General features: G+C 32.4%; 12 protein-coding genes and 1 tRNA gene. 6 read left to right on the plus strand and 7 right to left on the minus strand.

What is annotated here, in order from left to right; all coding sequences use genetic code 11:
* Positions 1-186: 186 nt before the first annotated feature.
* The 3 genes from BLV84_RS04480 (at position 187) to BLV84_RS04490 (ending at position 3107) form a co-directional block, all read left to right on the plus strand.
* On the plus strand, positions 187-510 hold the full coding sequence (locus tag BLV84_RS04480) for a hypothetical protein (RefSeq protein ID WP_143521322.1): 324 nt from the start codon (positions 187-189) through the stop codon (positions 508-510).
* Positions 511-982: 472 nt separating this feature from the next.
* Entirely contained in the window at positions 983-1621 is a 639-nt protein-coding gene (locus BLV84_RS04485) for a carboxymuconolactone decarboxylase family protein (protein ID WP_093240377.1), read from the plus strand.
* Positions 1622-1859: 238 nt separating this feature from the next.
* Positions 1860-3107, plus strand: coding sequence for an amidohydrolase family protein (locus BLV84_RS04490; protein WP_093240381.1), 1248 nt, complete (start codon positions 1860-1862; stop codon positions 3105-3107).
* Positions 3108-3356: 249 nt separating this feature from the next.
* Here the strand turns inward: BLV84_RS04490 and BLV84_RS04495 are convergent, their stop codons facing one another.
* The 6 genes from BLV84_RS04495 to BLV84_RS04520 form a co-directional block, all read right to left on the minus strand.
* Positions 3357-4772, minus strand: coding sequence for a TolC family protein (locus tag BLV84_RS04495; protein ID WP_093240385.1), 1416 nt, complete (start codon positions 4770-4772; stop codon positions 3357-3359).
* 1 nt (position 4773) lies between these two features.
* A complete protein-coding gene (locus BLV84_RS04500) occupies positions 4774-7968 on the minus strand; it encodes an efflux RND transporter permease subunit (protein ID WP_093240388.1) in 3195 nt (1064 codons plus the stop codon).
* Positions 7965-9032 carry an efflux RND transporter periplasmic adaptor subunit gene (locus tag BLV84_RS04505; RefSeq protein WP_093240392.1) on the minus strand — a complete coding sequence of 356 codons (1068 nt, stop codon included), beginning with the start codon at positions 9030-9032 and terminating at the stop codon, positions 7965-7967. The genes BLV84_RS04500 and BLV84_RS04505 overlap by 4 nt, the downstream gene beginning before the upstream one ends.
* A gap of 680 nt (positions 9033-9712) precedes the next feature.
* Positions 9713-9786, minus strand: a tRNA-Arg gene (locus tag BLV84_RS04510).
* A 54-nt stretch (positions 9787-9840) separates the two neighbouring features.
* Entirely contained in the window at positions 9841-10755 is a 915-nt protein-coding gene (locus BLV84_RS04515) for a metallophosphatase (RefSeq protein ID WP_093241095.1), read from the minus strand.
* Positions 10742-11506: a 5'-nucleotidase C-terminal domain-containing protein gene (locus tag BLV84_RS04520; protein WP_093240395.1), complete on the minus strand. Its 765-nt coding sequence runs from the start codon at positions 11504-11506 to the stop codon at positions 10742-10744. Before BLV84_RS04520 ends, BLV84_RS04515 begins: the two co-directional genes overlap by 14 nt.
* A 64-nt stretch (positions 11507-11570) precedes the next feature.
* On the opposite strand from BLV84_RS04520, the gene BLV84_RS04525 reads away from it, so the two are divergent.
* Positions 11571-11990: a hypothetical protein gene (locus BLV84_RS04525; protein WP_093240400.1), complete on the plus strand. Its 420-nt coding sequence runs from the start codon at positions 11571-11573 to the stop codon at positions 11988-11990.
* Positions 11991-12087: 97 nt separating this feature from the next.
* Positions 12088-12663, plus strand: coding sequence for a sugar O-acetyltransferase (locus BLV84_RS04530; RefSeq protein ID WP_093240404.1), 576 nt, complete (start codon positions 12088-12090; stop codon positions 12661-12663).
* Between the two features lie 59 nt (positions 12664-12722).
* Here BLV84_RS04530 and BLV84_RS04535 read toward each other — a convergent pair whose 3' ends face one another.
* A complete protein-coding gene (locus BLV84_RS04535) occupies positions 12723-13919 on the minus strand; it encodes an aminotransferase class I/II-fold pyridoxal phosphate-dependent enzyme (protein ID WP_093240407.1) in 1197 nt (398 codons plus the stop codon).
* Positions 13920-14075: 156 nt separating this feature from the next.
* Between BLV84_RS04535 and BLV84_RS04540 the strand changes: the two genes are divergently transcribed.
* Positions 14076-14540: an Lrp/AsnC family transcriptional regulator gene (locus BLV84_RS04540; RefSeq protein ID WP_093240410.1), complete on the plus strand. Its 465-nt coding sequence runs from the start codon at positions 14076-14078 to the stop codon at positions 14538-14540.
* Positions 14541-14580: the final 40 nt, after the last annotated feature.

Here is a 14580-nt window from a genome sequence, read left to right on the forward strand (position 1 = left end):
AAGTAAGAAATCGCCTGAATTAAATTTTAAAAATTAAATAGGTTAAGCTTTTGCCGTATCTATACTTTTGAGCTTCATAAACTTACGTTTTATTTTATTAGTTTTTTTGTTAACTTTATTATGCAAATAATTCGTGAAGTCATATCCAAAACCCGTGCTTTCAAGAATGATGCAAATAAAACAATATTGCAGTGGAATAATGTTAAGCTTTTTGATAATGATACAACTCAATTTAAAGTTGCAGCAAATGCTGTTGAAAACAGAGAAACAATTTATGCCTCAGTTATGGTGTTTGATATGAATAACAATGATTTACTATCTAAAAACTCCATATATAAAGCTAAACTGATAGATTATTTTTCGAAAATGATTAGAGCAAATAAACCAAATAAAACAAAGTTTTACAGAAGGTATTGGCAAAAAGTTGATCCTGAAAGATGGGAAGAAATTAGAAAATACAGAGAGAAAAGAATATACAGCAAAGATAGAAAACATCAAGTTTACAGATAACACACCAAAAAAAAATTAAAAGGAAATAATTAAAATAAATGCAGCTGATTGTCTGATAAGTAAGTAAAAAATTCGAAACTGCTATAATTTTGTCAGTTTTAAAGTTGTATTAGCTGTCATTTCCGCAATTCAGTTCTTGCGTAATTTCTTTAATCATATTCATCTTGGAATTATCCATTTCAAAGCAGATTCCTTTTGTTCGTTAGTATTTTCTGGTTTGGATTATATTCACTGAGATTGGGTCAGATAGATAACTGACATTAAAAGAGAAATAAATATAGGATTTTTTTCAGCTTGTGCACAACGTTTTAATAATCTTAATCAATCATGTTTTAACTACAGTTTTAAGAATTTGAGACGCTCTTCAGCATTTAATTAAGTCTTTTAATATCCAAATTTATACTTAGCATTGAAAATTTACTACCTTAAGCTCAACTAAACTCTTATTCTTGATGAGTTTAAAACTAAAATTATGCAAACAACAAAAAAAGCTAGTCTGGCAGAATCAGTCATAAAGAGAGATGAATTCAAAAGAAAATTCAGCCTAAGAGAATTATATCTTTCTCTTATTTTCATACCAAGAGCGATAATTGAATTAGTGAGAAATAAGAAAAATAACTTAGTTGATGAAAAATTTATAAAACGCCTGCAATTAGCTGTAACCGAAGTAAACGGATGTGCAGCTTGTTCATATCAGCATACACAAATGGCTTTAAAACAAGGTATGAGTAATGAAGAAATTAATACCTTTTTGAGTGGTGGTAATGAATTCACAAAACCCAATGAGGCAAAAGCAATCATGTTTGCCCAGCATTTTGCTGATGCAAGAGGAATTCCTAAAAGTTACGCTTATGATACTATTGTAAAGGAATACGGTCAAAAAAAAGCCAAAATTATTCTTTCTTCCGTCCAAATAATGTTAGCAGGAAACATTTACGGAATACCATTTAGTGCGTTTTTGTCTCGACTTCAAGGTCAACCCTACAAAAAAAGCTCTTTATTCTATGAATTAGGAATGCTGATAACTGGTATTATTTTTTTACCAATTGCAATTATTCATGGTTTATTGAGAGGGCTATGGGGTTTACCAAATAGAAAATTTAATAAGTAAACAAAATTCTAATTGACTACAAACAAGTACAGAATCAATAACAAAAATACATATCTAAACAATGAAAGAACTGTATTATAATGAAGAAAATCACATTTATTAAACTCATAGGATTACTATTTTTATTTTTCGGAATTATAAATTTCTTATTAAAATAAAGTTTAAATAAATTGTGTTAACCAAATATTTCTCATTTTTATACTCGTAGTTTTTCATTCTGAAATCCAAATATCATACAATGAATAAAAAAGCTGACTTACTTATTACAAATGCAATGATCAATGACTATGAAAGTCCAGTCAATATTTGGGTTAACGATCATAAAATTGCAAAAATCACCAATGCTAATAAGTCAATATCAAATGATATTTTAATAAAGAAAAAATATGATGCGGCAGAACAATTTGTATGTTCAGGATTTTACGAAAGTCATATTCACTTAGATAAAGCTTGTATTTTAGAACGATGCACAATTGAAGAAGGCACTTTAGATGAAGCTGTAACAGAAACTGGAAAAGCCAAAGAGAGTTTTTCTGAAAAAGATGTTTATCAGCGAGCTAGCCGTGTAATTGAAATGGCGATAAAAAAAGGAACGATGGGTTTAAGAACTTTCGTTGAGACAGACCCTAAAACCGAATTACGCTCTTTTAATGCCATAAAAAAAGTACGTGATGATTATAATTTCGCTATCGATATAGAAATCTGCGCTTTTGCTCAAGAAGGTTTAACACAAGATGAAAAGACACTACATTTGCTAAAGCTTGCATTGCAAAACGGTGCCAACCTTATAGGCGGTTGTCCTTACAAGGACGAGAATCCTGATCAACATATAGAAATGATATTTGATATTGCAGAGGAATTTAACGTCAATGTTGACTTCCATCTTGATTTCGACTTAAATCCTGACAATTCAAGCATTCCCAAAATTGTTGAAGAAACAAAAAAACGTAAATATCAAGGTCGTGTTTCTATAGGTCACGTCACCAAACTTTCTGCAATGTCTTTAACACAAAAAAGTCGTATGACAGATTATCTGAAAGAAGCTGATATTACATTAACAGTTTTACCAGCTACAGATTTATTTTTAAACGGTAGAGATTATGGAAAACTTATACCTCGTGGAGTGGTTGATGCGAATACATTGGCTCAAAAAGGAATTAACACGACCATTTCAAGTAATAATATATTAAATGCATTTACACCTTATGGTGATGCTTCATTGGTGAGAATGGCAAATATGTACGCCAATATTGCGCAATATTCTAAGGACGAAAACATCATTGAAATTTACAAAATGATTACCCATAATGCTGCAAAATTGCTATCTCATCAAATAGAAATAGATGAAGGTGCACACGCAAATTTTGTTGTTTTAGAAGCAAAAAATGCTACAGATGTAATAAGAACAATCGCTCAACCACTGGCAGGATTTAAAAATGGAAAGCAAACTTTCGCAAATGATAAAGCATTTATTCTCAATCCTTAACGTTATTATTTTAAAATAATTGAACAGTATCAAAACTGAAAAGTATTAGATTTTATCAACACTATTTTCAATTAGTTAACCATTATCGTAAAGCTTTAAACCTGAAATAAGGATTGTATTCAACAATTCCTATCGCTTATAATTTATTATAAATCTAAGCCAAGAGCAATAATCAAATTGAATATATGCACTCAACTCTTCAGTAGTATCTAATTTAAATGAATTAACTAACTTAAATAAATTTAATATTTACAGCTTTCCTACAGCTTTTAAGTATTCTGTTCGAGATAATTGATATGTTGCCTTTGCTGCGATAAGATCACTCATGGCCTTCTGCCATATTGTTTGTGTTTCCATATAATTGGCAAGCGTTTCCATACCCGCTTTGTATCTGTCTTTGCTAATTTTCATATTTTGTTCAGCTTGCTCTACCGATTTTGAAGACAGAGTAATTTCAAGTAAAGCTTCTTGTAAATTATTAAAAGCTTTTGTGACCTCTAAAGTCATTTCTTCTTGAGCGTATTTCAACTGCATTTGAGCAATTGAACGTTCCACTTCAGCTTCTTTTAGTTTGTTTCTCCCCTCACCCCAATTAAAAATAGGTATATTAACAGATAATACTGCTGCAAAATTGGTATCATCTAGCATCGTTTCATCGTTCAGTTTTAATCCATTTGTATAGCCATACATAGCTTTAACACCTACATTAGGTAAGAAATCGCTTCGCGTTAATTTTTCTTGATGCTCTTTTAATTCGATTTGTTTTGAAAGTAAATGATGCTCAGGACGCAAACTCACATCAAACTCATTAAAATTTTTTAAAATATCGGCTGAAATTGAGATATCAGTCTCATTTGTAAAAGAATCTGCTATTTCTGTTTCGTTATTTAATGGTAATCCAATAATGTGATTGAGATTCATGATAGCTAGTCTATAGCCGTTTTTAGCACGTGTTAAATTAAGTTCTGCTTCATTAAGCTTTACTTGTACTGAGAGTAAATCTTTACGATGTGTCATCCCAGCATCCACAGCATTTTTCACTGTCCTATGAAGTTCTTCTAATGTAGCTTTATATTGATTTGCGGATGTTATCATTGCTTTGACTTTTACAGTATTCCAATAAGCTTTGTCTGATAAAACACTAAGTTCTACTGCAGATAGTTTTTCTTTAACTTGAGTCATTTCTTGACCTTTTTTTGCCATTTGATAAGCTGCAGTTACTTTACCACCCATATATATAGGTTGTTCTACTTGCAAAGCAGCATTATAAGTTCCACCGACTTTTAGTTCCAAAGGAATGTCAGGTAGATAAGCAAAACCATCATTAGGTATCATGTTCCCTTGTCCGTCAGGTATAAAGGTAGGTAAATATCCGCCTTCTATATTTTCATTTAAAGTTGCGTCACTGTATAAATAGAGTCCTGTTGCAGATAACTTAGGCAAATAGTTGGTTTTATAAGCGGCTGTTTTATATTCGGCAGCTTTCACTTGCTCTTGAGCAATTTTTAATTTTAAATTGTTTTGCAATGCCATTTCTCTACACTCTAAAAGCGTCAATTTATCTTTTAAAGGCTTTACTTCTTGAGCACTGATAATTGTAAAACTGCTTGCAAAAATGGATAAAACAATTATCAAACTTATATATGTATGTCCTGACTTGTTCATGTTATTTTAAGCGTTTATGAGATTTATTAATTTTTATCCCATAGAAAATGGCATAAAGTGTAGGTATGAAAATGAGGATGATAATTGTCCCTATTAATAATCCACCCATGATGGTCACGGCTAATGAGCCAAATAGTGCATCACCCAACAAAGGGATCATACCTAAAATGGTAGTTACAGAAGCCATCATGACAGGTCTTAATCTATTAGATGAACTATCTATCAAGGCTTGTATTGGAGATTTATCTGAATTTAATTGCTCTCCAATTTCTTCCATGAGAACAACGCCATTTTTTATCATCATCCCTATTAATCCTAAAATCCCGACAATTGCAACAAAACCAAATTCTTTACCAGATAGCAGCATACCAAAAACGACGCCTATTAAAATCAATGGAATACATAGCAATATGATTAATGGTTTTTTATAATTTTTAAATAATAAAATCAATACAGCTATCATGAGTATAATGGCAAGCGGAAAGTTTTTAAACAAATACTTTGTAGATTGTGAGCTTGCTTTATGTTCGCCTTGCCATTCTAAAGTGTAACCATCAGGAAGGTCTATGTTTTCTATGTCTTGCAAAATACTTTCTCTCGCAGATTGAGCGCTAACTCCTGGAGCAGGTTCACTTTGCGCACGCATTGCTCTCTGGCCATTACTTCTTATCACAAGCGGCTCGTGCCACTCTATTGTTATTCCTGTTGCGGCTTGACTTAAAGGGACTGTTCTTAATAATTCACTGATCACATCTTCTTCTTTTACAGTGCCATTCATGAGCCCTAAAATTGTTTCTTTATTTAAAAGATTTTCAAAAGGTGGTATAGTCCCAAAAACTTGAGTATTGTTTAAATCTACGAGAGGTACACCTGGTTTTTTTACAGTTTTTAAATAAATATTAAAACGATCTCGACCGTCATAAAATACGCCAGTCGGAATTCCTTCAGTTGCCGCTAATAATGAAATTGCAATATCTTTTCTGGAAAGCCCTAATGAGCGTGCTGCAGGTTGACTATAATTTACAACAACGACAGGGGTTTTTGGCTCCCAATCAATACGCTCTAATACCGTATTTTCATTTTGGTTCATGATGTTCTGTGCCTGAAAAGTCAGATTTCTGAGTATCGCTGGATCAGGACCACTAAACTCTGCTTCAATAGGAAATTTTTCATACATCAAGTTATAGCGTTTTACCCTAGCATAAGCTTGAGGAAAATGCTCTACAAGATGTTTTTGAATATCATTAATACTTTTAACAGCTGCATCAGGCGACTTAAAATCGATAATAAGTTCACCATAAGACATGGAAGGCACTGCTATACTTCTTACCAAATTGTATCGCGTTGGTGTCCCTCCAATTGAAGTTGTTATGTGGGTAATATTTTCGTTTTGCTTTAAATGATTAGAGAGTTGAAACAAATCTTCTTTTATCGTTTCACTTGTTGTTCCTTCTGGTAATTTATATTCTACATAAAGTTGATTATACTCCATATCAGGAAAAAAACCTTGTGGTAAAAGTTGATAGCTAAAAACACTCGCAATAACCAAAATAAAGGCTATAATTATAGCAACTGTTCGGTGGCCAAGAACCCATGTTAATACATTTCTTAAAACACGATATGGAAGAGAATTATTTGTTTTATTTTCTTTTAAATTATCATTCTTCTTAACCTCATTATTCGTTTCTTTTTTGACATTAGTTGATTTTTTATGTCGATATAAAGAAAAGCCAGCATGTAATGGCACTAGTGTTAAAGCTAAAACCCAGCTTATCAAAAGTGAAACAGCTAAAACTATAAATAAGTCTCTTACATAAACACCTGCAGTATCCGGTGAAAGAAAAATAGGATAGAATGCAAGAATGGCAATTAATGTCGCGCCTAATAAAGGTATGGCAGTTTTTTTTCCAACAGAAGTAAGCGCTTCAGTTCGATCTAAACCTTTTTGTTTATTGACCAGTATGCCATCAATAATTACAATGGCATTATCTACTAACATTCCCATGGCTAGTATAAATGCGCCCAAAGAAACCCTTTGCAAAGTCCCGTCAAAATTATTTAAAACCAAAAAAGTACCAAATACAATAATCACTAGGTTAACGCCAATGATAACACCACTTTTAAATCCCATAGCAAACATGAGAACAACGACAACAATCACGACAGATAGCAATAAGTTGACCAAAAAATCACTCAAAGCATCCTCTACTCTTTCTGGTTGGTAGAATACTTTATGAAAATCAATACCAGCTGGTAAAAGAGTTTCTTTTATCAACTCCATTTCGGCCTCTGTTTCTTTTCCTAGTTTTGTAATATCATTACCACTAAGCGCAGAAACTGAAAAACCGTAAGCCTTTTTACCATCATAAAACATTTCGTTTCTTATAGTTTCCTCTACTCCTAAAGTGATAGATGCAATATCTCCAAGTCGCAATTGATCTTGTTCATGACCTTGAAGCAAAAGCTCACTGATATCATTTACATTCTTATATCTATCGTTAACAGAAACTCTAATTCTGTGGTCGCCACTTAGGTAATACCCAGAGTAGGTTGTTTCGTTTTGACCATTAAGTGTAGAAATGACTTCTATTGGATGCACACCCAGATTGGCCATTTTCTCTTGAAGTAATTCGATATTTATGCATTCTTTTTGTAATCCATAGATATCAACAGCTGAAATACCTTCAATGTTTTGAACTTCTCTTTTTAGAAGCTCTAAATATTTATTCATTTCACGCTCTGTATAACCATCATTTGTGATGGCATAAAACATACCGAAAACATCACCAAAGTCATCTTTAATAACTGGCGGATTTGCACCTGGCGGTAAAGCGTTTTTAGTATCACTTACTTTTCTTCTCAACACATCCCAAGTTTGCTCAACCTCTTGATCGGGTACATTAGGTAATAGCTTGACTTCTATGATAGAAACATCATCCATAGATCTGCTTATCAATGTTTCCACACCTTTAATTGACTTTAGGCTAAGTTCTAAAGGCTCTGTCAATTCTAATTCAACTTCATGTGCAGAAGCGCCAGGATAAGTGGTTACGACCATGGCTTGTTTAACTTTTATTTCTGGGTCTTCTAGTTTACTCATACTAGAGTAAGAGAAAATACCACCAATAACTAAAGCTGTGACTATAAAGTAAACAAACTTGCTATTGTTCAATGCCCATTTTCCAAAGTCTATCATAATATATTACCTGTATTAGTTTTACTTTGTTTTTTTAAAGGCTGTACTTTTTGTCCTTCTTCTAATGAAGTTGCGCCAGCAGAAATAACAATTTCTCCTTTTTTTAATCCTGACAACACAATCGAGAATCCTTTATTATTTATACCATCAGTTTTGATGTCTCGTTTATGAATAGTACCACTTTGTTCATCATAAACCCAAACAGAATCTCCTGTTTTCCCACTAATTAATGCATTTATAGGTACTAAATAATGATCTTGTGAATTGCTTTTAAATTTGGCTTCAACTTTGACATTCATTCCTGGTGTTAGTTGTGGGAAGCCTTCAGGAGTTTTTAGGTTAAGATATACAGTAAAGAGTTCGTTTAAATTGGCTTTTCTATTGATTCCTTTTACCTCTAAAGGATATTCTTTATTTGGATACATATCAGTTGTGCAAATGAATTTTTCAATTTCATCTTTTTTAGCATAAACATTAGATGGAATATTTATTTCTACTTCCATTGAGCTTGTGCTTATCATTGAGACGACAGGCATTCCTGCATTTACGGTTTCTTGAGTAGCGTAATAAGTTTTTTGTATATAACCATCAAAAGGAGCAATAAGTTTAGTGTCATTTAAAGCGTCTCTGTGAGCATTATATTTCGCTTTTATCTGTTTCAATCCATATTTTGCTTTGTCATATTCATTATCTGTAATGCCATCTTTTTCATATAGAATTTCAATTCGTCCAACTTCATTTTTAATTTGATTATATTTTGCTTCAGTAGCAGATAATTGCGTACGATAATCTCTTGGATCTATTTGTGCCAAGACCTGTCCTTTTTTTACAAAATTCCCTGAGGATACATTTAATGAAGCTATTGGACCAGCTATCCTGAAAGAGAGATTGATATCATCACCTGCTTTAATTCGCCCAGGAAAAACCATGCTTTTCCCACTTTCATATGCAGTAATTGTATCTGTTTTGACATGAATTATATTTTCCTTTTTAACCTCATTTTCGCTACAAGAACTTATTATAAAAACTAACAAAAGCTGTATGATAATTAATTTAGTCTTCATGATAGATTGTTTTACAAATGTGTTTAGAATAGAATATAAATTTACTTTTAAAATTCTTGGAATCAAATGATTAAAATCAGTTGAACTGAATTGTATTAAATGTACAAAGTTAAACTTTAATTAAAAACAAACAATTAGCTATAGCCAGAAAGTAACTTAAAAACAAGCTCTCATAAATGACTTATTCTTTAGAACAAAGACTTTTGTTAAAAACATATTCTGAATAAATTTTTAAATCTAATTAATCAGTAATTTATATTTACTGAGAACTCCTCATTCAAAAATAATATTTAGTAAAAAGAAATAATTTTTAATATCATCTTGAGAACTTAAAATAGTTAATATGAAGATTCGCTGCGCGCATCCTGAAAGCTCAGCTTTGAAAATAGAAAGACCTTAAAAGAGATTTTAAGCAAGCTTGATTTCAAAAAAAATCAGTCCAATTCGAAAATTCACGAAGCAGGATTCGCTAATGCGCTTCCTGAAAGCTCCGCTTTGAAAATAAAAAGACCTTAAAAGAAATTTTAAGCAAGCTTGGTTTCAAAAAAATAGTCCGATTTAAAAGTTCACGAATCAGGATTCGCTAGCGCGCTTCCTGAAAGCTCCGCTTTGAAAATAGAAAGACCTTAAAAGAAATTTTAAGCAAGCTTAATCTCTTTTAAGGTCTTTCTATTTATTCGTGACCCCGGCAGGATTCAAACCTGCAACCCTCAGAGCCGAAATCTGATGCGCTATTCAGTTGCGCCACGAGGCCGATTTTAACTTATGCAAATATAATTTTTCAATTCATCCGCGCAAAGTTTATATTTTAAATATGTGCTATTGAACTTTCCACAGCTTGCACATTGTTGGCATCATCAAAATAAAACTCAATTTGACCTAACTGCAATCCTGCCCAACCGACTTGGTTAACCATCACATCTTTTCCTGCACTATTTTTAAAAACTTGTGGCTCCTCTAAAAATGTATGCGTGTGGCCACCAATAATTAAATCAATATCTTTTGTCGCTTTTGCAAGCTTGATATCATCAATTTTATCAGAATTATATTTATAACCAATATGAGACAAACAAATAACCAAATCACATTTCTGTTCTTCTTTTAAATACTTCACTTCATCTTTAGCAATCTCGATCGGATCAAGATATTTTGCTTCTTTGTATAAATCTTTTGAGACTAAACCTTCTAACTCAATTCCGACACCAAAAACACCAACTTTGAATTGACCAACATCATAAATTTGATGCTTTTTCACCAAACCATCAAGACTTGTGTTTTTTAAGTCATAATTTGAACTAATCAAATCAAAATCAGCGTGTTCAAGCTGTGCCGCAATATTATCAATACCATTATCAAACTCATGATTCCCAATGGTTGACGCATGATAACCTAATTTACTCATCACTTTATACTCAAGTTCGCCTCCATAAAAATTAAAATATGGCGTGCCTTGAAAAGCATCACCAGCATCAAAAATTAATGTATTTGGATTTTGTGCTTTAACTTTATTAATATAATTCATGCGTCGCGCTGCTCCACCTAAATTGGGATATTTCGAATGATCAGCCGGAAAGGGATCAATATGGCTGTGGACATCATTAGAATGCAAAATTGTTATACGCTTTTGCTGATCAGGTTTTGAAAAACTGCTTAATAAACTCAAACCACTTGTACTTAAAGCAGTTGCAGCAACGCCTGTTTTTATAAAATCACTTCTTTTCATGTTTATTTTTTTGCGTAAAACGATCATCACTACTGATGTCAATCGTGTCCTTAGATTTAAAATAATCAACAAGTAAACTTCTCAATTTATAATCGAGAACAGTCACATTTTTTGCTTTCTTAAAGAAATTCATATGATCTCCACCCGTTACCAAATAATCAGATGTCGCGACGTGATAGGTTTCATCATCATTAATTTTATCACCTTGAACTTCATAAGAAGCAAGTTTACCATCAGCATTCAGTTGAATTTTCAGTCCTGAGATCGGATGTTTCCCTTTGCTTTTTACTAGATAATCGGCAAGCTCTTTCATCTCTTTTGCAGAAAGTTCAGCCACGACAATTTCATTTTCAAAAGGCATAATGTTATATGCCGTTCGCATCGTAATGTCGCCTTTGTCAATGCCAGAGCGAATACCACCAAAGTTTAAAAGAACAGCATCAATTTGATTATTGGTTCGTTTTTCGTAAACAGGACTCCCGAGTTCAATCACAGCATCTGCCATCATATTTGCAATTGCAGAGTTGTAAGGTGAATCGTTTTTGTACATCGAGTTTGGCGTGTAGCTATAAACTGTGTTGAGTTCATCAGCTATTTTATCACGATATGGCTTAACGAAATCTTCAATTTCTTGATCAGATTCAATTTGTTTATTGATTTCAACTTGTTTACCAGTTGTTTTGACTTTTTTTAAATCGGGACTTTGACAAGAAAAAAGACTAATTCCTAATAGAAAAATTAAGATTCTCATTTGTTTTATTGTAAATTTGATACAAAAATAAATTATTAAAATTAGAAAGCAGCACCTTTAAACCATGAAAACGATGAAACCACACTACATACTATTTATTTTTTCTGTCCTATTATTCACATCTTGCAGCAACACGGTTGAATTTCCAGTATCAGACATTATTCCTGCTGCTGAAGCTAAAGCTGTCGTCAAGAAGGACAATAATGAAAACTATCAAATCAAATTAGAGATTGATAACCTCACTGAGCCTGACAGATTGAATCCTCCTAAAAAATATTATGTTTTTTGGGCTGAAACAGAACATGGGAGTCAAAATTTGGGTCAAATTAAAGTAAAAGAAGCGATGTTAAGTTCAAAAAAATATGCTGAGCTTGAAACTTCAACACCACATAAACCTTTACGATTGGTGATTTCAGCAGAGGATGAAGTTGATAAAGCATCACCTGGAACTTTTACAGTTTTAGAAGCGAATGTGGAATATTAAATCAATAAAGTTTCTTTAAAAAATTAAAAAAGCTCAAATTCTTTCACTTGAATTTGAGCTTTTCAATTATGGCACTTATAAATTTAAAAAATAACCTATGACAGAAAAACAAAAAATGCTAAACGGTGAAGATTTTGATTCTAGAGATTCTGAATTGCTAAAAATGTATCATCAATCACGAAGGTTATTAAAAGAATACAATCAACTTGATTCTAAGTTACTTCAAGAAAGAAATGAAATACTCAATAAGCTTTTAGCACAAAACAGCAGTGGAGTTTGGATTGAAGCGCCTTTTTATTGTGAGTATGGTGAAAATATAAGTATAGGTGAAAATACATTTATTAACTCAAATTGTATTTTTTCAGATAATAATAAAATTAGTATTGGTAAAAACGTTCTGATTGCGCCTCATGTTCAAATTTACACAGCACAACATCCGTTAAATGCAGAGAGAAGAATCATAAAAGATCATATGCAAACAAAATATATCACCTCTGCAAAACCAGTATCTATCGGTGATCATGTGTGGATTGGTGGTGGCGCAATTATTTTACCAGGTGTCACTATTGGAAGCAATACAACAATTGGTGCTGGTAGCATCGTCACAAAAGATATACCCAATGATGTTTTAGCTTTTGGAAATCCATGTAGCATCCAAAAAAAACTAAAGTAAAAAGCTCAGTAAAAATATATTTCTGAGCTTTTATTTACAATTGTATTGAAGTTTAAAATTTAAGACATCACCTCATCAATACAAGATTTCATCATTTGATAAGTACGCTTAATATCAAAATCTAAACCTACAGAAAATCTAACTAAACCTTCTGTAAGTCCCATTTCTGATTGTTCTTCTGGTGAAATCTCGGAAGATGTTGAGCTTCCTGACGCACTAAATAAGGTTCTATAAAAACCAAGACTAACAGCTAGACTTCCTAGATTTTTATCCTGCATTTTTTCCATGATCAAATTGGCATTTTCAATTGAGCCAAAGTCAACTGTGAGTAATCCGCTATAACCAAACTCTTTATTGATTTGCGATGACATTAAATCATGAGAAGGATGAGATTCTAAACCTGGATAAACAACTTTTAAACCATCTTTTTCAAATTTTTCAGCTAAATAAAGTGCGTTTTCGCTGTGCTTTTCCATACGAATTGGCAAAGTGCGTAAATTCTTTAAAACTGAAGCCGAACGTAAACTGTCTAAAGTTTGACCGAGCAGCATTGCTGCGCCATTATTCACATCTTTTAAACTATTAACAAAATCTAAAGTTCCGCAAACAGCACCACCAACGGTATCTGACGAGCCATTGATGAATTTAGTTAAGCTATAAACAACCACATCCGCACCAAAATCAGTTGGCGTAATCACAAGTGGTGTAAAAGTATTATCAACAACAAAAGTCAAGTTGTTTTCAGTTGCTATTTTCTTTAAGGCTTCTAAATCAGCAGTTTCCAAAAGTGGGTTACTCACTGCTTCACAATAAAGTAATTTAGTTTCTGGTTTGATCGCTGCCTTCACACTTTTCAAATCCGTGATATCTACAAAATTTGTCTTGATATGAAAATCAGGTAGAAAATTTTTCATAAAAGCATAGCTTCCTCCGTAAATTGTACGGCTAGAAATGATATGGTCATCTGCTTTACACAATTGTAAAATCACAGACGTGATAGCACCCATTCCTGAAGCAAAAACCTGAGCTGCTTCTGTGTTTTCCATCGCTGATAAGGCTTCACAAAGCTGATTTGTACTCGGCGAAGAATGACGAGAATACAAAAAGGCATCTAACTTTTCACCTGCAAAAGTATCGGCCATGTCTTGTGCTTTCTTAAAAGTATAAGTTGAGCTATCTGAAATTGCTGGATTGATTCCGCCGTGTGCATCAGTATAATGGACATCTTGAATGGCGTTCGCTGGATTATGTTTCATTTTATTATATTTTATTTCAATCAAATATCGATTTAATAAGATATTTTATCAATAGGTATTGTTATATTTAGTTTTTTTATCTAAATAAATAAATTAACAAAGAAAATTAAACACTAATTTTTAATAAATACATATTTATAAAGAAAAATTTTCAGCATGAAAGAACTCGATATTATTGATAAAAAATTACTTAACCTTTTACAAGTAAATGCGCGATTGACAACAAAACAATTATCCCTAAAGCTTAACCTCTCTCCCACTGCGGTTTACGAGCGTATTAAAAAATTAGAACGCGATGATTACATTTTGAATTACGTGGCGATGGTCAATCCTCAAAAAGTCAAAAAAGATTTTATTGCCTTTGCAATGCTCCAACTTGCTGAGCATTCAGCTAAAAATATCGCCGATTTTGAAAAAAATATTAAAGAATTACCCGAAGTTGTTGCTTGTTTTCACATCAGTGGTTCCTATGACTATCTTTTAAAAGTTAATTTAGAAGATATGAAAGCTTTTAGGAAATTTATGGTCGAAAAATTGACAGAAATTCCACACATCAGCAATACACAAAGTGTGTTTAGCATCCATGAAGTCTTTAATTATACGGCTTTGCCTATCAATTGAATAAGTCAAAAAAAAAAGTGATAAGAAAAAATAAAAACTT

The sequence above is a fragment of the Psychroflexus halocasei genome (assembly GCF_900107595.1).
In the GTDB taxonomy this organism is placed as follows: Bacteria; Bacteroidota; Bacteroidia; order Flavobacteriales; family Flavobacteriaceae; genus Psychroflexus; species Psychroflexus halocasei.

Coding starts and splice junctions, on each gene's coding strand:
- BLV84_RS04520 (WP_093240395.1), bottom strand. CDS start 11,506: ATGAGAATCTTAATTTTTCTATTAGGAATTAGTCTTTTTTCTTGTCAA.
- BLV84_RS04535 (WP_093240407.1), bottom strand. CDS start 13,919: ATGAAACATAATCCAGCGAACGCCATTCAAGATGTCCATTATACTGAT.
- BLV84_RS04485 (WP_093240377.1), top strand. CDS start 983: ATGCAAACAACAAAAAAAGCTAGTCTGGCAGAATCAGTCATAAAGAGA.
- BLV84_RS04540 (WP_093240410.1), top strand. CDS start 14,076: ATGAAAGAACTCGATATTATTGATAAAAAATTACTTAACCTTTTACAA.
- BLV84_RS04530 (WP_093240404.1), top strand. CDS start 12,088: ATGACAGAAAAACAAAAAATGCTAAACGGTGAAGATTTTGATTCTAGA.
- BLV84_RS04495 (WP_093240385.1), bottom strand. CDS start 4,772: ATGAACAAGTCAGGACATACATATATAAGTTTGATAATTGTTTTATCC.
- BLV84_RS04500 (WP_093240388.1), bottom strand. CDS start 7,968: ATGATAGACTTTGGAAAATGGGCATTGAACAATAGCAAGTTTGTTTAC.
- BLV84_RS04505 (WP_093240392.1), bottom strand. CDS start 9,032: ATGAAGACTAAATTAATTATCATACAGCTTTTGTTAGTTTTTATAATA.
- BLV84_RS04525 (WP_093240400.1), top strand. CDS start 11,571: ATGAAAACGATGAAACCACACTACATACTATTTATTTTTTCTGTCCTA.
- BLV84_RS04515 (WP_093241095.1), bottom strand. CDS start 10,755: ATGAAAAGAAGTGATTTTATAAAAACAGGCGTTGCTGCAACTGCTTTA.
- BLV84_RS04490 (WP_093240381.1), top strand. CDS start 1,860: ATGAATAAAAAAGCTGACTTACTTATTACAAATGCAATGATCAATGAC.